We start from the raw sequence: 18155 nt of genomic DNA, 5'->3' as shown, positions 1-18155 counted from the left end.
ATGGTGTTCCGCTGGTGCTGGCGCGGCTGCCCGGCTGGCGCCGCGTCACACCCCACAAAGTCAGGTATGGAGCATGCGGTTCCGCGGTCGGCACGAAACCCGTTCGGGCCGTGCGACTGCTGCCGCGATCCACGTCACGCCGGCACCCGCCATGCGACGGTGCGGGACGCGGCGTGCGCTGCACGATCCTCTGCCCCACAAGCCTGCGGTCCATGGACCGATCCTTTCCTGCTGCGTGCTCCGTTGTCGTGCTGCGCCGGTTCTGCGTCGCCCTACGGCAGCGAAGTCCCTGCGCGAATCGCGTCAAGCGATGCGTGCAACGCCACGCTATCCGTGCGCGTCACCTGCCTGTCAAACGGAATCGCACGAAAGCCGTGCAGACTTGTGCAAGTGCTGTGCAGCGCGGGCGGCGATGCTGTGCATCTGCGTCGCCCAAAGCGCGTTGCACGCGCGCCGTTTGAAGGTGCCGCGCCGGCTTTCACCGGCGCGGCAGGAATGCGTTAACCCCTTGCGGCAAGCGACGGAACCGCGCGCTGCTCGACACCGGTATAGTGCGACAGCGGGCGGATCAGCCGGTTGTCGGCGGCCTGTTCGAACACATGCGCCGCCCAGCCGGTGATGCGGGAGCAGACGAAGATCGGCGTGAACATCGGGATGTCGAAACCCATCAGGTAGTAGGCAGGGCCCGCCGGGAAATCGAGGTTCGGGTGGATGTTCTTCCGCTCCAGCATCTGCTTCGCCAGCACGCGGCTGGTCTCCATCCAGCGCCGGTCCCCGACGACCTCCGCCATTTTCTCGGCGTATTTGGTCATCGTGGGGACGCGCGAGTCACCGCTCTTGTAGACGCGATGGCCGAAGCCCATCACCAGGGCGCGATGGTCGAACTTGCCTTCCAGCCAGTCCACCGCCGCTTCCGGGCTGCCGACTTCCTTCAGCATATGCATCACGGCTTCGTTGGCGCCGCCATGCAGCGGCCCCTTCAGTGCGGCGATGCCGGCCGCGATGGCGCCGTGGATGTCGGCGCCGGTCGAGGTGACCGTCCGCGCCGTGAAGGTCGAGGCGTTGAAGGTGTGCTCGGCGTAGAGGATCATCGACACGTCGAAGGATTTGATCACCTCCGGCTGCGGGACCTTGCCGAACACCAGGTGGAAGAAGTTCTCGCAATAGGGCAGCGAGGCGTCCGGCTCGATCGGCTCCAGCCCTTTGGAAAGCCGGTTGGCGGCGGCCACCGCGGTCGGCGCCTTGGCGAACAGGCGCATGGCCTTGCGGCGCTGGGCGGCGTCGGAGACATCGGCCGATTCCGGATCCTCCATGCCCATGAAGGACACGGCGGTGCGGATGGCGTCCATCGGGTGCGCGTCCTTCGGGAAGTCCCGCAGCACGCGCAGCAGCGCGGGGGACAGCGCGCGGTTCGCGCGTTCCTCCGCCCGGAAGGCCTCAAGCTGCGCGGCGGTGGGGAGTTCCCCGTGCCACAGCAGATAGGCGACCTGCTCGAAATCCGTCTCCTCGCACAGATCCTGCACGGCGTAGCCGCGATAGGTCAGGCTGTTGGTCTCCGGCATCACCTTGGAGACGGCGGACACATCGGCATAGACGCCGACGAGGCCCTTGTAGATGGTCGGCTCGGTCATTGGGTTTCTCCGTGTTTCGGCGGGGGAGCGGCCGGATCGCGCCGGCCGGCTCCCTCTCATTCCTCTCCGCGGGTGCGGTCAGAAGATGCCCGGCTTGGCATCCGCCAGCGTGCCCGCCGGCAGCGCCACGTTCAGCCCGGCCAGCTGCTCCGCCGTCAGCTTCGGCAGATCCTGCACCAGTTCGAGGAAGCGGTTCTGCTCCCGCGTCGTGATGATGCCGTTGGTGAGGATGAGGAACTTGCCGATGTACTGCTCCCGCCCGAAGGGGCGGGCGCCGTTCGGGTGGGCATTCGCCACGCCCAGCTCATCCACCAGCCGCGTTCCATCCTTCATGATGATCTCGACGCGGCCGCCGAAGGACAGTTCCTCGGGGTCGCGGGAGTGGTACTTGCGGGTCCACTCCGGGTCTTCCGTGGTCTCGATCTTGTGCCACAGGCGCACGGTATCGGCGCGGCCGGCGCGCTTCGGCGTGTAGCTGTCCACATGGTGCCAGGTGCCGTCCTGCAGGGCGACGGCGAAGATGTACATGATGGAGTGGTCCAGCGTCTCCCGGCTCGCCTTCGGGTCCATTTTCTGCGGGTCGTTGGCGCCGGTGCCGATCACGTAGTGGGTGTGGTGGCTGGTGTGAATGATGATCTTCTCGATCGCCTCCATGTCCTGGATCTCCTCCCGCATCCGGAAGGCCAGGTCGATCAGCGCCTGGGACTGGTATTCGGCGCTGTGTTCCTTGGTGTAGCTGTCCAGGATCGCGCGCTTGCCCTCGCCGGTCTCGGGCAGCGGCACCTCGTAGTAGGTGGGGTCGAACACCGTCTTGCGGCCCTTGCTGTCGGCCTGCGTGCGGCCCGAGAGCACCCAGGCGATGACCGAATCCTCGCCTTCATAGATCGGGCTCGGCGCACCCTCGCCGCGCATGCAGCGGTCCACGGCTTCCACCGCCAGCTTGCCGGCATGGGCCGGGGCATAGGCCTTCCAGGAGCTGATCTCGCCCTTGCGGGACTGGCGGAAGGAGACGCTGGTGTGCAGCGCCTGCTGGATGGATTGGAACACCACCTCCTGCTTCAGACCGAGCAGCGTGCCGATGCCGGCTGCCGCCGCCGGGCAGAGATGGGCGATATGGTCCACCTTGTGCTCATGCAGGCAGATCGCCTTCACGAGGTTGATATGGAGCTCGTACGCCGTGGCCAGGCCGCGAACCAGATCCTTGCCCGAGCGCCCCATCGCCTGCGCCACCGCCAGAACGGGGGGGATGTTGTCGCCGGGGTGGGAGTAGTCGGCGGCCAGGAAGGTGTCGTGCATGTCGAGCTCACGCACCGCCGTGCCATTTGCCCAGGCTGCCCATTCGGGGGAAACCGTGGCGCCGGACTTCACGCCGAACACCGTGGCGCCACCGGCCTTCTTGGCGTGGCCCAGCGCCATGCCGCGGGCGGAGACGACGGGGCGGCGGTTGATGGCGGCGATCGCGACGCTCGCATTGTCGATGATCCGGTTGATGATCATCGCGGTGGTGTCCTTCGGCACCGCCACCTTGTCGGTCGCCACGCCCGCCATCTTCCAGGCGAGCTGATCCTCGCGCTTGAGCAGCGCCTTGGAGGGGTGGACCTTCACCGGGTGCATCTTCATGCGTCTTGTTCCTCGATCTGCCGTGCAAATACTGGCGGCTGGTCTTGTGGACCGCGCGCCCGTCATCGTCCATTCCGATTGGCATGACAACGCGATACGGTTTCCGTATCGCGCAAGGCTGAACCCACCATGGATTTCCGTCTGGTCCGACGCCTCGGCCATTTCCTCGCCGTGGCCGAGGAAGGGCATTTCGGTCGCGCCGCCGCACGGCTCGGCATTTCGCAGCCACCGCTGACGGCGCAGATTCAGGCGCTGGAACGCGAACTCGGCGTGCGGCTGCTGGACCGCACCGGCAAGGGCGCGCGCCCGACCCGAGCCGGGGAGGCGCTGCTGCCGCTGGCGCGCCGCCTCGCCGAAGGGGCCGGGCAGCTCGAACAGCTCGCGCGCGAATTGCGCGCCGGGCGCCACGCGCCGGTGGCGCTCGCCTGCGTCACCTCCGCCCTGTTCGACTACCTGCCGCCGCTGGTCCGCGGCCTGCAGGCGGCCCGCCCTTCCTCCGCCATCGCGGTGCGGGAGATGGACACGGCCGATGCGGTGGAGGCGCTGCGCCGGGGCGAGGTCGATTTGGCGCTGCTGCGGCTGGAGCGGGACCGTCACCCGGTGCGGCTGCGCAGCCTGGGGCGGGATGTGCTGGCCGCCGCCCTGCCCGCAGCGCATCCGCTGGCCGATGGCGAAGGTCCGCTCGACTTGGCGGCGCTGGCCGATGAGCCGATGCTGGTGCTGCCGCGCGCCATCAGCCCCGCCTATTCGGACGCCATGGTCGCCGCCTGCCGCGATGCAGGATTCGCGCCCAGGGCGGAACGCGAGGTCGGCTCCGCGATGGCGCAGCTCGGCTTCGTCGCGGCGGGGCTTGGCGTCGCGCTGGTCTCCGCCGGCATGGCACGGCTGCGGCCGCCCGGAGTCGCCTTCCGGGCGCTCGCCGGGCCGATCCATGCGGTGGGCGTGGCGCTCGCCTGGCATGCGGAGCGGGAGAGTGAGGCCACCCGGCTGGCGCTGGCCCTGGCCGAGTCCCTGTTTCCGCAGGCGCCGGAACAACAACAGGCGGGGACGACCGCAGACAAAGCCTGACGGATGCGCTAACGGGTTCGCATGGACCTATCCCCCGAACAGCTCCGGTCGGCCCGCTCGGCGGGCTGCGCCTTCATCCCCGCCACCGACGACCAGGTGGCCCGTCTCACCATGCAGCGCCGCATCTTCCGCATCGATGGCGTGCCGCACCTCGCCCAGCGGGCCGATAGCGGCTTCTACGAGACGCATGGCACGCTGACGCCCCTGCTCGGCGCCACAGCCGGCGAAGTCGCGGCGCCGCCGCCCGAGACCTTGCAGGAAGCCGAGGCGGCGGACGCCTCCGCCACCCTGGCGCTGGCCGCCGAAAGCCGCGGTGGGCGCGGCGCGCAGGTGATCAGGCGCGGCCGGCCGCGCAGCCCGCGCGGCGGCTGAGGGCCTGGCGCCGGGTAACCGGCGCCACCCGGCGTGCCCTCTATTGCGAATGACTCTCATTTGCTGTATCTGCCGCGGGCCACTGTCCCGATGGACCCCCAGCATGACCGAACCCGCCGCCACGCCCGGGGACACCGCCGCGATCAGCGCCACCGCCAGCCAGGATGCCGCGCGGGTCCAGAGCACGGACCTGCTGCGGGGCGGGCGTGAACTGCTGATCCAGCACAACGGCGACACCTACCGCCTGCGCCTGACCAGCAACGACAAGCTGATCCTCACCAAGTAACCGCCCTTCCCGCCAAGCCAGCCCGACGCGTCCGTTCACGCCGAAGCCAGCCAGGCCCCGATTTTCCCTCGGAGCGCCCCCATGGCCGATCGCCGGCTCGCCTCAGCCCAGCTTACCGCTGCCATCATCGCCCTCGCCGCAGGTCCCGCCGCGGCGCAGCAGGCCCCCACCACCGGCGCCGCCGTCACGCCGCTGGATGCCATCACCACCACCGCCACCCGCACCCGCGCCGTCTCCGGCGATGTCGCCGCCCCGGTGACCGTGGTGGGGCGGGAGGAGATCGAACGCCGCGACGCGCGCAGCGTGATCGATCTGATCCAGGATATTCCGGGCGTCGAATCCTCCGGCGCGCCGCGCACCACCGCCTTGCAGCCGACCATTCGCGGCCTGGGTGATGCGCGAATCGTGCTGCGGACCGATGGGGCGCGGAACAATTTCAACGCCGGCCATCGCGGCCGCACCTTCGTGGACCCGGATCTGCTGCGCCAGGTCGAGGTGCTGCGCGGCCCGGCCTCCACCCTGTATGGCTCCGGCGCGCTGGGCGGCGCCATTTCCCTGCGGACCATCGAGGTGGAGGACATCCTCCAGCCGGGTGCGAGCTTCGGCGGCACGCTCGGCGCTGGCTGGCAGAGCCAGGGCAACGGGCCGCGCGGCAGCCTGGCGCTCGGCGCGCGGGCGGGTGACTTCAGCGTGCTCGGCGCCATTGCCGGCTTCACCAACAACAATTTCCGCGACGGCGCGGACAACACCATTCCCTTCACCGGGGACGAGGCGGTCTCGCTGCTCGGCAAGCTCGGCTGGAATCCCGGCAACCACCGCTTCCAGCTCTCCGCGCTGCGCTTCCGCGACGACCACGAGATTCCGATCTCGGCCAACACCGCGACGACGACGGGCATCACCGACCGCGACACGGTCTCGGAAAACCTGTCCTTCCGCTGGTCCTACGAGGATCCGGCCAACCCGCTGTTCAACCCGCAGGTGGTGCTCTACCGCACCCATGTGGACCTGACGGAACAGCGCCTGACCGGAACCCGTGTGCGCGACCGGACGGAGCTGACGACCATCGGCGTGGATGCCCAGAACACCTCCCGCTTCGCCCTCGGCCCGACCCGCCATGTGCTGACCTTCGGCACGGAAATCTACCGGGACGAGCAGGAAGGCCGCGCCAATGGCGTGGCGCGGGCACAATTCCCTTCCGCCGAGCAGTCCATCACCGCCTTCTTCATCCAGGATGAGATCGGCCTCGGCAATTTCACCCTGACACCGGGCGTGCGCCTCGATCGCTTCGAGCAGGAAAGCCCGGATGGCCGCAACGACCGCAGTTCCGAACGTGCCTCACCGCGCGTCTCGCTCGCCTGGCAGGTGACGCCCTGGCTGCAGCCCTATGTCAGCTATGCCGAGGGTTTTCGGGCTCCGTCGCTGACCGAGCTGTATGTCGGCGGCCAGCATTTCCCGGGCAACAACTTCATCCCCAACCCGAATCTGCGGCCCGAGGTTTCGCGCAACAAGGAAGTCGGCGCCAATCTCCGCTTCTCGGACGTGTTCCAGGGCGGCGACCGCCTCCGCATCCGCGTCGCGGCCTTCCGCAACGATGTGGACGACTTCATCGAGCAGACCGTGCTGCGGACCAGCACCGTCTCCGCCAATGTCGCCAGCGCGCGGATCGAGGGTGTGGAGGCGGAGGCGCAGTATGATGCGGGCTTCTGGTATGCCGGCATCGGCGCCGCGGCGCTGAAGGGTGACAACCGCGTCACCGACCAGCCGCTGGCCTCCATCCCGGCGCATCGCGTGACCCTGTCCGGCGGCTACCGCTTCCTCGACCACGGCGTCGTGGTCGGCGGCCGCATCACCGCGACAGCGGAACAGGACCGCGCGCCGAATGTGCCGGGCGTGGCGCAGCGCACCAGCGGCTACGGGCTGCTCGACCTGCACGCATCCTGGACGCCGAATGCTGCGCCGAATGTCCGGCTTTCGGTCGCGATCGACAATGTCTTCGACGAGGCCTACCGCCGCGCCAACTGGAACAGCGACCCCTCGCCGCCCTTCTACGATCTCGGCCGTAACATCCGCGGCGCCGTGCGCGTCAGCTTCTGATCCAGGGGAGACCAGGACATGCCCAGCCTCAACGAACGCTACGCGGACCTGCTGCAATCCGGCCCCGTCCGGGTGCGCGACGCGGCGCAGCGCCTGGGAACGACGGAGGCGGCGCTGGTCGCCGCCGGCGTCACCGGCGCGGCGACACCCCTGAAAACTGAATGGGGCGCGCTATTCGCCGCGATGCCGCGGCTCGGCGGCATCATGTGCCTGACGCGCAACGAGCATGCGGTGCATGAGCGCCATGGCCACTTCGTCGATGTCTCCTCCGGCCCCGGGCACATCCTGGTGCTCGGCCCGGATATCGACCTGCGGCTGTTCCCCGGCCGCTGGGCGCATGCCTATGCGCTGGGTGGCGAGCGTCCCTCGATCCAGATCTTCGACAAGGACGGCAACGCCGCCCACAAGATCTTCGCCACCGGCGAGACCGACAAGGCCGGCTGGGATGCGGTAGTCGCCGAGTTCACCGCGCTGGCGGCCGCCCTGCCGCCGATGACCGCCGCCGAGCCGGCCGCGCCCGCCACTGAGACCCCGGTGGACCAGGCGAAGCTGCGCGAGGACTGGCAGGCGCTGCAGGACACGCACGACTTCATCACCCTGCTGCGCCGCCACCAGGCCAGCCGCCGCCAGGCTTTCCGGCTGGTGGGCGAGGATCTGGCGCTGCGCCTGCCGCCCTCCGCCGCCGTTGCCACCTTGCAGAGCTCGGCGGCCGCGGAGGTGCCGATCATGATCTTCGTCGGCAACCGCAGCGCCATCCAGATCCACACCGGCCCGGTATCCCGCCTGCGCGCCACGCCGGGCTGGTTCAACGTGCTGGACCCCAGCTTCAACCTGCATCTGCGTGAGGCAGGCGTGGCCGAGGTCTGGCGCGTGGTGAAGCCGACCGCCGATGGCGACGTGACCAGCATCGAACTGCTGGACGCGGCGGGCGAGACGGTCGCCATGATGTTCGGCGCCCGCAAGCCGGGCCAGGCGGAACGCGAGGATTGGCGCGCCGTGGTGGCCGATGTGTCTGGCACGCCCTGGCCGTCCGAGCGCGCCGCGTGATGCAGCGCCGCACCCTGCTCGGCCTGGCCGCGAGCCTTCCCTTCGCCGGCCCTGCGCGCGCGGATGCGGCGCGGATCATCACGGTGGGGGGCGCGGTGACGGAGACAGTCTTCGCGCTCGGCGCCGGTTCGCAGGTGGTGGCGGTGGACAGCACCAGCCAGTTCCCCGCCGCCACGCGGGCGCTGCCGCAGGTGGGCTACCTGCGCGCCTTGGCACCCGAAGGGCTGGTCTCGCTGAACCCGGACCTGCTGCTGCTGTCGGATGAAGCCGGACCGCCGCAATCCATCGCCGTGCTGCGCGCGGCCGGTGCGCCGGTGACGATGATTCCGGATGGCGCGGGCGCGGCGGCGGTGCGGCGCAAGATTGCCGCCATCGCCACGGCGCTCGGCCAGGATGGCAGCGCGCTGGCGGATGCGGTGGCGGGCGACTGGGCCGCGCTGGATTCCCCGATTGCCGCGCTGCGGCCGGTGCGAGCGCTGTTCGTGCTTTCGGCCGCGCGTGGCGCGCCGCTGGTCTCCGGCCGCAACACCCATGCCGATGCGCTGCTGGCGGCGGTGGGGGCGGAGAACTGCGTGACCGACTTCCAGGGCTACCGCCCACTTTCTGCCGAATCCGCCGCGCAGCGGGCGCCGGATGCGATCGTCATGATGGACCACGCCTTGGTCGAGGCCGGTGGCATCGATGGCGTGCTGCGTGCCACCGCACTCGCCGTGACGCCCGCCGCCGCCGCGCGGCGCGTGGTGGCGCTGGAGGGGTCCTACCTGCTCAATTTCGGCCCGCGCGCGGCGCATGCACGGCGCGACATGGCTGCTCTTCTGCACCCCGGCGCCAATCTTCCCGCCCTGCCCGCGCGGCCCTGGGTGTGATGCATATCGCCCGGATCGTGCCCGCCAAGGCGGACCACACGCCATGGGTGCTGCTCGGCGGCGTGGCCGTGCTGCTGGCGGCGATGGCGGCCGGCGTGCTGCTCGGCCCGGCGCGCATCTCCCCCGGCGGGCTGGGCGCGGTGCTGGCCGATGCGCTGGGCCTTGCCGATGTGCCGGATGCCTTCCGACGCGATGCCGCCGTGCTCGGCGTGATCCGCGCGCCGCGCGTGCTGCTGGCGGCGATCATCGGCGCGGGGCTGGGCGCGGCGGGGGCCGCCATGCAGGGGCTGTTCCGCAATCCGCTGGCGGATCCCGGGTTGATCGGCGTCTCCGCCGGCGCGGCGCTTGCGGCGGTGGCCGCCATCGTCTTCGGCGCCACGCTGTTCGGTGCGGCGGCGGGCGCGCTCGGGCTGTGGATGCTGCCGTTGGCCGGCTTCATTGGCGGGCTGGCCGCGACGCTGCTGATGGCGCGTCTCGGCAGTGTCGGCGGCGTCACCGGCGTGGCGACGCTGCTGCTGGCGGGTGTCGCGGTGAATGCGCTGGCCGGGGCGCTGACCGGGCTGCTGATCTTCACCGCCGATGACCGCCAGGTGCGCGACATCACCTTCTGGACCTTGGGCAGCCTGGCCGGGGCGCGGTGGGAACAGGTGCCGGTGGTGGCCGCGCTGGTCGGACTGCCGACGCTCGGCCTGATCGCGCTGGCCCGCCCGCTGGATGCGCTGCTGCTGGGCGAGGCGGAGGCCTTCCATCTTGGCCACCGGGTGGAGGCCGTGAAGCGCGTGGCGGTAACGCTGGCCGCCATCGCGGTCGCCGCGGGCGTCGCCTTCACCGGGCTGATCGGCTTTGTGGGGTTGGTGGTGCCGCATCTGCTGCGGCTGGGCTTCGGCTCCGGCCACCGGCTGGTGCTGCCGGGGTCCGCGTTGCTCGGCGGCGCGCTGCTGGTGCTGGCCGATCTCGCCGCGCGCAGCCTCGCGGCGCCGGCGGAACTGCCGGTCGGCGTGGTGACCGGGTTGATCGGCGCGCCCTTCTTCCTGTGGCTGCTGCGCCGTCGCGCCGCAGGCGCGTCACCATGATGTCGAGGGCTGGGGCATGATCGCGGCGGAAGGCATCGGCCTGAAGGCCGGCGGCCGCGCATTGCTGGCGGATGTCTCGGTGGCGATGCGGCCGGGCGAGGTGCTGGTGCTCGCCGGCCCGAACGGCGCCGGCAAATCCACGCTGCTGAAAATCCTGGCTGGCGAGGTCTCGCCCGGCGCCGGAACTGTCTGCCTCGAAGGCCGCCCCCTGCCTGCCTGGCACCCGCGCGACCTGGCGCGGCGCCGCGCGGTGCTTGGCCAGCATGTCGGCGTGGCCTTCCCGATGCTGGCGCGGGAGGTGGTGGCGCTCGGCCGCCTGCCCTGGCACGGCCACCCGGCGGAGACGGAGCGCGATGCGGCGGCCATCGCAGCGGCGCTGGCGGAGGCCGATGTGACCCATCTCGCCCACCGCGCCCATGCCACGCTTTCGGGCGGCGAACGCCAGCGGGTACATCTGGCGCGCGCGCTGGCGCAGCTCGATGGCGCCGGCATGCCCGCCGCGCTGATGCTGGACGAGCCCACCGCCAGCCTGGATGCCGGCCACCGCGCCGCGCTGCTGCGCCTGCTGCGCCGCCTGGCGCGGCGGGGGCTGGCCGTGCTGGTGGTGCTGCATGACCTGCAGGAAGCCGCCTTTGTGGCGGACCGGGTGGCGCTGCTGGAACAGGGCAGGCTGCTGGCCTGCGGCCCACCCGATGTGGCGCTGGACACGGCGCTGCTGGAGCGGGTCTATGGCCTGCCCTTCCGCCATCTTCCCGGCCTCGGCCCGATCCCGATGCTCGCCGAAGGTGCGTTGACGCCGGGGTAGACGTTCCGTCAGGGTGATCGCGCACAGGTTGTGGGATTCGGGTGAAGGCGGGCGCATTGCGGGGCGATTCGAGAAGCCGTGCCTGCGCGGCCCTGCTCGCCACGATCCTGGCCGCGCCGGCGCTGGCGCAAGCACCGCCGCCGCAGCCGGGCCTGATCGAGCGCGTTGCCCCCAAACCCGCCCCCAGCCTCGGCCCGGCCCTGCTGCCACCCGAACCCCTGGCCGCCACCGGGCCCGGCGCGCAGCGCCGTGTGCCGCTGGGCGCCGTGCGGATCGCCGACAATACCTCGCTGCCCGTCCCGCTACCGCAGGGGCTGGCCGGGCGCGAGGTGACGCTTGCCGAGATCGAGGCCGCGCGCCTAGCCGTGCTGGCCGCCTATCGCGCGGCCGGATTCGCCTATGTCGCGGTCGGCGCCAGCCTCTCAGCCGACGAGGAAGGCCGTGCCGACCTGCTGCTGACGGTGACGGAGGGCTTCGTCGCCGCCCTCGCGCTGGAAGGCGCCATCGGCCCGGCGGAGCGTCAGGTGCGACGCTTCCTGGAACCGCTGATCGGCCAACGCCCCCTGCCCCATGCCGCGCTGGAACGTGCCTTGCTGTTGGCGGGCGACATCCCCGGCCTCACCGCCCGCGGCCTGCTACGGCCCATGGATGGCGAACCAGGCGCGCTGGAACTGCTGGTGCGGCTGGAACGCCGGGCATTGTCCGGCTTCGCGAGCCTGGACAATCGCGGCAACCCCGCCACCGGCGCCTGGCAGGGGCTTGTGGTGGGTCAGTTGAACGCCTTCACCAGCCGCGGCGAACGCAGCGAACTGGCACTGTTCCAATCCGACCAGCACGGCCAGAGCTTCGGCCAGTTCAGCCACGAAGTCTTCCTCGGCGCATCCGGCCTGCGGCTGCGCGGCTTCGCGGGTGCCGGGCGGGCGGCGCCGGGCGGGGCGCTGGCAGCGCTGGGCTATGCCGGTGAGACGCGCGTGGCGGGCCTCGCCTTGAGCCAACCGCTGATCCGGTCCCGCCCGCGCAACCTGACGCTGACGGCGCAGCTCGATGCCTTCGAAAGCCTCGTGAAGCTACGTGCTGGCGAGGGCGCGCCGCGCGAACGCGCCAGCCGGGATGCGGTGCGCGCCCTGCGGCTGGGGGTGGAGGGTGAGGTGCGGGACGCCTGGCTCGGCTTCCCCCGCCGCCGCGACCAGCACCGCCAGCCTGCGCCTGCATCGGGGGCTGGAGGTGTTCGGCGCCAGCAGCGGCAGCCACGGCACCAGCGCGCGCTTCGGCAGTGATTTCGGCTTCTTCCGCGCGGTGGCGGAGGCCACCCGGCTGCAACCGCTGTTCCAGCCGGCGCCAGGCTGGATGATCTCGGCCTATGGCGCCGGCGCCGTGCAATGGGCGGATGATGCGCTGCCGCCGGCGGAGAAATTCTACCTCGGCGGCAACCGGCTGGGTCGCGGCTTCTTCGCCGGACAATTGGCGGGCGACCGCGCCATCGCCGGCAGCCTGGAGCTTCAGGCCGCTACCCATCTCACCCTGCGCTGGTCGGCCGACCCGCGCGGCGTGCAGCTTTACCTGTTCCGCGACGAGGCCCGCGCCACCGATAGTGGCAACGATGCCGGGGCGCGGCGCCTGGCTTCCTGGGGTGGCGGGGTGCGGCTGCAACTCTCGGAGCAAGCGCAGATCGAGATCGAAGGATTGCGCCGAATCACGCGCCAGCCGGAAGGCGCTGGCGTGCGTGCATTGGATGAGGGGGCGGTGTTTACCCGCCTGCTGATCCGGTTCTAAACCACCCCGGCACTATCCGGGGGTTTCACATGGCAGGCTTTCTCAGCGATCTCCGGGTGGTGGAAGTCTCCGCCTTCATCGCGGCGCCGATCGGCGGGATGACGCTGGCGCAGATGGGGGCGGAGGTGATCCGCATCGACCCGATCGGCGGCAATATCGACTACCGCCGCTGGCCGCTGGCCCCCACCGGAACGTCGCTGTACTGGACCGGCCTCAACAAATCGAAGCGCAGCGTGGCGCTGGCGCTGCACAAGCCGGAAGGGCGGGAGCTTGCCCGCGCGCTGATCTGTTCCCCTGGGGCCCCCGGCCAGGGCACGGGCATCCTGCTGACCAACCTGCCGGCCAGCGGCTGGATGAGCCATGCGGAACTGTCCAAGCACCGCGAGGACCTGATCATGCTGCGCCTGACCGGCAACCACGATGGTTCCGGCGCCGTGGACTATACGGTGAACTGCGCCAGCGGCTTCCCCACCGCCACCGGCCCGGGCGGCGATCCGGTGAACCATGTGCTGCCGGCCTGGGACATCGCGGCGGGGCTGTATCTGGCCACCGGCCTGCTCGGCGCCGAACGCGCGCGGCGACGCGATGGCAAGGGGCGAGAGGTGACGCTGGCGCTGTCCGATGTGATGCTCGCCTCGGTCGCCACGCTTGGCTACGTCGCCGATGTGCAGGTGAATGATTCGGTGCGCCCGGCCATGGGCAATGATCTGTACGGCGCCTGGGGGCGGGATTTTCCGACCAAGGACGGCCGCCGGGTGATGGTCTGTGCCATCTCCAACCGGCAATGGGCGGCGGTCGGCAAGGCCACCGGCCTCACCGCCAAGATCGCGATGATCGGCCCGATGCTGGATGTCGATCTGAACGACGAGGGCGGCCGGTTCGAGGCGCGCCACGCCATCAATGCCGTGCTCGCCCCCTGGTTCGCGCGGCACACGTTGGCGCAGATCGGCGAGGCCTTCGCGGGCACCGGCGTGCTGTGGGGGCCGTATCAGGATTTCGGGCAGTTGGTGCGGGAGGATGCGCGGTGTTCGACTGCCAACCCCATGTTCACCACCATCGCCCAGTCTGGCGTGGGCGACATCCTCGCCCCCGCCGTGCCGCTGGGTTTCGACGAACGCGCGCCCGCCGCACCGGCACCAAGGCTCGGCGAACACACGGAACAAGTGCTGGCGGAAGTGCTCGGCCTCACCACCTCCGCCATCGGCAAGCTGCATGATGCCGGCACCATAGCCGGCCCGAAGGAGTGAAACGGATGGACCAGATCGTGGCCAATACCAGCACCACCCGCGACCTGTTCGCCCGCGCCTCCGCCGGGCTTGAAGCGGCGGAGCGGCTGCATGAGGTGACGCGCGGCGCGCTCGCCGCGCTGCTGGCCCCCCAGGGCAAGGTCAGCGGCGCCTTGCTGGAACGCCACCAACTCGCCGGCCACGGCCTCGCCTGGCAGGCCACCTATGTGGCGGCATTGCGGGAGACGCTGGCCTGGGCGCAGCGGCTGGACCGCGCCGGGCGCTTCGGCGCGCTGGAACAGGCCATCCTGCATCTCGGTTTCGCCGAATATTTGGCGCAGCTTGCGGGCGGCATCCCGATGAGCCAGACGGAAATCATCCGCCCCGCCGATATGGGCGTGCCGGCGGAGGCGCTGGCCCGCTTCCAGGCCGACCCTGCGCTGGCCGCGCTGTCCGACCTGGAAGCGCTGGATGCCGCGCGTCGCCTGCTGGCGAAATCCGCCACGGAAAACCTGCTCGGCGCCGATCACCTGGAAGATGAGATGCTGGAGGCGACGCAGGCCACCTTCCTGCGCTTCGCCGCCAATGAGATCGAGCCCTTCGCCCAGGATTGGCACCGCAATGACGAGCTGATCCCGATGCCGACGGTCCAGAAGCTGGCCGAGATGGGCGTCTTCGGCCTGACGGTGCCGGAGGAATTCGGCGGCCTCGGCCTCGGCAAGGTGGCGATGTGCCTGGTGTCGGAGGCGCTGTCGGGCGCCTATCTCGGCGTCGGCTCGCTCGGCACCCGGTCCGAGATCGCGGCGGAGCTGATCCGCCTGGCCGGCACGCCGGACCAGCAGGGCCGCTTCATGGCCGGCATCGCGAGCGGCGAGATCCTGCCGACCGCGGTTTTCACCGAACCCGATACCGGCTCCGACCTCGGCAGCCTGAAGACCCGCGCGGTGCGCGTCGGCGATGTCTACAAGGTCTACGGCGCGAAGACCTGGATCACCCATGGCGCGCGGTCCGACCTGATGACGCTGCTGGTCCGCACCGACCCGAACGCGCCGGGCTACCAGGGCCTGTCCATGCTGCTGGCGGAGAAGCCGCGCGGCACGGATGAGAACCCCTTCCCCGCCGAGGGCATGGCGGGCACCGAGATTCCCGTGCTCGGCTATCGCGGCATGAAGGAATACGAGATCACCTTCGACGGCTTCGAGGTGCCGGTGGCCAACCTACTTGGCGGCGTCGAGGGCCGCGGCTTCAAGCAGCTCATGGAGACCTTCGAAAGCGCCCGCATCCAGACCGCCGCCCGCGCGCTGGGCGTGGCGCGCAATGCGATCGAGCTGGCGGCGCATTACGCCGAGGGCCGCAACCAGTTCGGCAAGACCATCCAGCACTTCCCGCGCGTCTACGCCAAGCTGGCCTGGATGGTGACGGAGACGATGATGGCGCGGCAGCTCACCTATTTCTCCGCCCGCCAGAAGGATGCCGACCGGCGCTGCGACATCGAGGCCGGCATGGCCAAGCTGCTCGCCGCGCGCGTCGCCTGGTCCAATGCCGATTGCGCGCTGCAGATCCATGGCGGCAACGGCTATGCGGTGGAATACCCGATCAGCCGCGTGCTGTGCGACGCCCGCATCCTGTCGATCTTCGAGGGCGCGGCGGAGATCCAGGCGCAGGTTATCGTCCGGGGGATGCTCGGCCGCATCAACTGAAGGTATCGGAACCCTGACACCCTCGGCGCGCTGTGATGGCTCAGCCGAGGGATACTGCACAGAATGCTACGATGGGTGATCGGGATCGCCGTGCTGCTAGCGGCGCTGGGGCTTTTGGCGCGCATGCTGCAGTTCGGCGTATCGCTGGCGCTGCTTGGCGTCGCCCTGGTGGCGGGCGTGATCGGCCTGGTGATGGCCCTGATCACCTGGATGCAGCGACGTGACCCGCCGGATGCCCTGTAGGCGGCCTCAGTACAGGTTGGCGGCGAGGCGGGCCGGGGCCTCCCGGTCATAGGTCTCGGCATCGAAGGCGCCGGCGGTGGCCGATTTCAGGAACTGGCCCGCGGTCGGCACCCCGGCCGGGCGCGGCGTATCGCCCCAGAGCGCCGAGCGCAGCAGCGCGCGGGCGCATTGAAAAAACACTTCCTCCACCGCAATCCGCAGCACCGTGGCGGGCCGCTTGCCCTGCTCCGCCAGCCGCGCACATAGCGCCGGGTCGGTGGTGATGGTGGCGTGGCCGGCCACCCGCAGCGTCTCCCCGACGCCAGGGATCAGGAACAGCAGCGCCACGCGCGGATCGCCGATGATGTCGCGCAGCGCGTCCAGCCGGTTGTTGCCGCGCCGATCCGGCATGGCGAGTTCGGTGCCGGACAGTACGGTGACGAAGCCCGGCGCATCGCCGCGCGGCGTGCCATGCACCGCGCCATCAGCGCCGCGCGTGGACAGGATGCAGAAGGGGCTGTGGGCGATGAAATCGCGGCTCGGCACATCGAGGTCGCGCCGGACCTTCTGCAAGGAAGCCGGCACCGCCTCGCCATACAGCGCCTCCAGCGCCGCCAGGCTGTGCACTGCATGCGGGTCGCGCATCGCCGGTTCTCCTATCGGCGCAGCGTCGGCGCCGGCTGGGCATCCAGCACCACATTGACCACGGCGGGCTTGCCGCTGGCAAAGGCGCGGTCCAGCGCCGGGGCCAGGTCGCGGGCCTGTTCCACCGTCTCCCCATGCCCGCCCAGCGCCGTCGCGATCAGGTCGTAGCGCGTGCCGGGGGCGAGGTCGCAGCCATGCGCGCGGTTGGCGCCATAGTCGCGCACCTGGATCTGATGCTCGGCATTCCAGCGGCTGTCATTGCCGACCACCGCGACGAAGGGCAGACCGTGCCTCGCGGCGGTGTCCAGTTCCGCCATGTGGAAGCCGAAGCTGCCATCGCCCATCAGCGCCAGCGTCGGCTGCGGCTTCGCGGCGCGGGCGCCGATGGCGAAGGGAATGCCGACGCCGATGGCGCCCGCCACGCCATTCACGATGCGCGTGCCGGCGCGCACCAGCGACATGCCCCATTGCCCGATCTCGCCACCGTCGCAGACGAAGGTGGCGCCATGCGCGGCCACCGCCGCATTCACCGCATGGCCCAGCGTGGCGGAACGGATCGGCCCGGCCGGCGCGCCGGCCAGCGCCGCCCATTCCGCCGGCCGCCAGGCCACCGCCTCCCGCACCCGATCCGCCCAGCCGGATTGCGCCGCCACCGGCCGCATCACGCTGGCCAGCGCCGCGATGCTGGCCGCGGCATCGGCCACCGCGGCAAACACCAGCCTGTCCGACACCAGCCGCTGCGCCCGGGCGACCAGCGCGCCCTCCGGCTCCAGCACGATCCAGCGGCAGCCGGGCGCGGTGGCGGGGCTTCGGCCGAATTTCAGGGTGAAGTCCATCGCCTTGCCGATCAGCACCACCAGATCGGCTTCCGCCAGCACCTCCGCAAAGGCGCCAAGCGTCGGGTCCGCCAGGCCGCGCGCCGATTGCATCGGGATCACGGGCAGACCGCTGGAGACATCCAGCGCCGCCATGGCGCTGAAACCGGAGGGGGTGCAGAGCGCCGGCGGGGCGAGCAGCAGCGGCCGCGCGGCGGCGGCCACCGCCTGGGCCACCAGCAGCGCCGCTTCCGCGCCCAGCGGCATGGCGCTGCGGGCGAAGGCGCCGTTCTCCGGCACTGGCGCTGCCTCGACCTTCGCCTCCAGCACATCCGTCGGCAGGCTGAGATGCACCGGGCCGGGGCGGCCGCCCAGCGCGATGCCGAAGGCGCGCGCCACATCCTGCGCCAGCCCCTCCGCCGTCTGCGCCGCCCAGGCCGCCTTGCTGATCGGCGCTGCCAGCGCCGCCTGCGGCACTTCCTGGAAGGCACCATTGCCGAGATCGGCCAGCGGCGCATGGCCGGACAGCAGCAGCACCGGCACCTCCCCGGCCAGGGCGGTGCACAGCGCGGCGGTGGCGTTCGCATGGCCCTGCCCGCCGGTCACCATCGCCACGCCGACCTGCCCGGTCAGCCGCGCATAGGCATCCGCCATGTGCACCGCGGCGGCTTCGTGGCGGGTGTGCACCAGCTCGATCCCAGAGCCGACCAGCGCGTCGAACACCTCCATGATGTGGTTGCCGGACAGGGTGAAGATCCGCGTCACCCCGGCGGCCTTGAGGCCACTCACCAGGACATCCGCACCGCGCTGCGCCATCGTTTCCATGCTCCCGAATTGGCCGCGAAGGGACCATGCGCGGCGGTCCCGCACAAGGCGGGGGGCTGGCGCTTCGGTCTTCGATGCGGTTGTTTC

Annotated in this window: 17 protein-coding genes; 13 read left to right on the top strand and 4 right to left on the bottom strand. The window is 70.8% G+C overall.

Features of this window, described 5'->3' with window-relative positions; genetic code table 11:
* Nucleotides 1-500 precede the first annotated feature (500 nt).
* Both ACFHNC_RS07020 and ACFHNC_RS07015 read right to left on the bottom strand, forming a co-directional pair.
* Entirely contained in the window at nucleotides 501-1631 is a 1131-nt protein-coding gene (locus ACFHNC_RS07020) for a bifunctional 2-methylcitrate synthase/citrate synthase (protein ID WP_305669952.1), read from the bottom strand.
* A 78-nt stretch (nucleotides 1632-1709) separates the two neighbouring features.
* Nucleotides 1710-3251, bottom strand: coding sequence for an MmgE/PrpD family protein (locus tag ACFHNC_RS07015; protein WP_437168511.1), 1542 nt, complete (start codon nucleotides 3249-3251; stop codon nucleotides 1710-1712).
* Between the two features lie 129 nt (nucleotides 3252-3380).
* Between ACFHNC_RS07015 and ACFHNC_RS07010 the strand changes: the two genes are divergently transcribed.
* From ACFHNC_RS07010 to ACFHNC_RS06950, 13 genes are all read left to right on the top strand, one after another.
* Nucleotides 3381-4319, top strand: a complete 939-nt coding sequence (locus ACFHNC_RS07010) for a LysR family transcriptional regulator (RefSeq protein WP_437168510.1) — start codon at nucleotides 3381-3383, stop codon at nucleotides 4317-4319.
* 21 nt (nucleotides 4320-4340) lie between these two features.
* Nucleotides 4341-4691: a hypothetical protein gene (locus tag ACFHNC_RS07005; RefSeq protein ID WP_437168509.1), complete on the top strand. Its 351-nt coding sequence runs from the start codon at nucleotides 4341-4343 to the stop codon at nucleotides 4689-4691.
* A 103-nt stretch (nucleotides 4692-4794) separates the two neighbouring features.
* On the top strand, nucleotides 4795-4977 hold the full coding sequence (hemP, locus tag ACFHNC_RS07000; protein WP_437168508.1) for a hemin uptake protein HemP: 183 nt from the start codon (nucleotides 4795-4797) through the stop codon (nucleotides 4975-4977).
* A gap of 81 nt (nucleotides 4978-5058) precedes the next feature.
* Complete coding sequence (locus ACFHNC_RS06995) at nucleotides 5059-7071, top strand: TonB-dependent hemoglobin/transferrin/lactoferrin family receptor (RefSeq protein WP_437168507.1); 2013 nt, start codon at nucleotides 5059-5061, stop codon at nucleotides 7069-7071.
* Nucleotides 7072-7089: 18 nt separating this feature from the next.
* Nucleotides 7090-8118, top strand: coding sequence for a hemin-degrading factor (locus ACFHNC_RS06990; RefSeq protein ID WP_437168506.1), 1029 nt, complete (start codon nucleotides 7090-7092; stop codon nucleotides 8116-8118).
* Nucleotides 8118-8984 carry a heme/hemin ABC transporter substrate-binding protein gene (locus tag ACFHNC_RS06985; RefSeq protein ID WP_437168505.1) on the top strand — a complete coding sequence of 289 codons (867 nt, stop codon included), beginning with the start codon at nucleotides 8118-8120 and terminating at the stop codon, nucleotides 8982-8984. Before ACFHNC_RS06990 ends, ACFHNC_RS06985 begins: the two co-directional genes overlap by 1 nt.
* On the top strand, nucleotides 8984-10057 hold the full coding sequence (locus ACFHNC_RS06980) for a FecCD family ABC transporter permease (RefSeq protein ID WP_437168504.1): 1074 nt from the start codon (nucleotides 8984-8986) through the stop codon (nucleotides 10055-10057). Before ACFHNC_RS06985 ends, ACFHNC_RS06980 begins: the two co-directional genes overlap by 1 nt.
* A 16-nt stretch (nucleotides 10058-10073) precedes the next feature.
* Nucleotides 10074-10862, top strand: coding sequence for a heme ABC transporter ATP-binding protein (locus tag ACFHNC_RS06975; protein ID WP_437168503.1), 789 nt, complete (start codon nucleotides 10074-10076; stop codon nucleotides 10860-10862).
* Nucleotides 10863-10918: 56 nt separating this feature from the next.
* Nucleotides 10919-12139 carry a hypothetical protein gene (locus tag ACFHNC_RS06970; protein ID WP_437168502.1) on the top strand — a complete coding sequence of 407 codons (1221 nt, stop codon included), beginning with the start codon at nucleotides 10919-10921 and terminating at the stop codon, nucleotides 12137-12139.
* Nucleotides 12087-12635: a BamA/TamA family outer membrane protein gene (locus ACFHNC_RS06965; RefSeq protein ID WP_437168501.1), complete on the top strand. Its 549-nt coding sequence runs from the start codon at nucleotides 12087-12089 to the stop codon at nucleotides 12633-12635. Before ACFHNC_RS06970 ends, ACFHNC_RS06965 begins: the two co-directional genes overlap by 53 nt.
* Before the next feature lie 29 nt (nucleotides 12636-12664).
* Nucleotides 12665-13882 carry a CoA transferase gene (locus ACFHNC_RS06960; protein ID WP_437168500.1) on the top strand — a complete coding sequence of 406 codons (1218 nt, stop codon included), beginning with the start codon at nucleotides 12665-12667 and terminating at the stop codon, nucleotides 13880-13882.
* Nucleotides 13883-13887: 5 nt separating this feature from the next.
* Entirely contained in the window at nucleotides 13888-15561 is a 1674-nt protein-coding gene (locus ACFHNC_RS06955; protein WP_437168499.1) for an acyl-CoA dehydrogenase family protein, read from the top strand.
* Nucleotides 15562-15624: 63 nt separating this feature from the next.
* On the top strand, nucleotides 15625-15804 hold the full coding sequence (locus ACFHNC_RS06950; protein WP_437168498.1) for a hypothetical protein: 180 nt from the start codon (nucleotides 15625-15627) through the stop codon (nucleotides 15802-15804).
* A gap of 6 nt (nucleotides 15805-15810) precedes the next feature.
* Here the strand turns inward: ACFHNC_RS06950 and ACFHNC_RS06945 are convergent, their stop codons facing one another.
* Entirely contained in the window at nucleotides 15811-16428 is a 618-nt protein-coding gene (locus ACFHNC_RS06945) for a pyridoxamine 5'-phosphate oxidase family protein (RefSeq protein ID WP_437168497.1), read from the bottom strand.
* 11 nt (nucleotides 16429-16439) lie between these two features.
* Nucleotides 16440-18059 carry a thiamine pyrophosphate-binding protein gene (locus ACFHNC_RS06940; protein WP_437168496.1) on the bottom strand — a complete coding sequence of 540 codons (1620 nt, stop codon included), beginning with the start codon at nucleotides 18057-18059 and terminating at the stop codon, nucleotides 16440-16442.
* Nucleotides 18060-18155: the final 96 nt, after the last annotated feature.

The organism is Falsiroseomonas sp. E2-1-a4 (assembly GCF_051433165.1).
Lineage (GTDB): Bacteria > Pseudomonadota > Alphaproteobacteria > Acetobacterales > Acetobacteraceae > Falsiroseomonas.
Note: the sequence above shows the minus strand (reverse complement) of the source record. Positions and strands in the feature narration are given on the sequence as shown.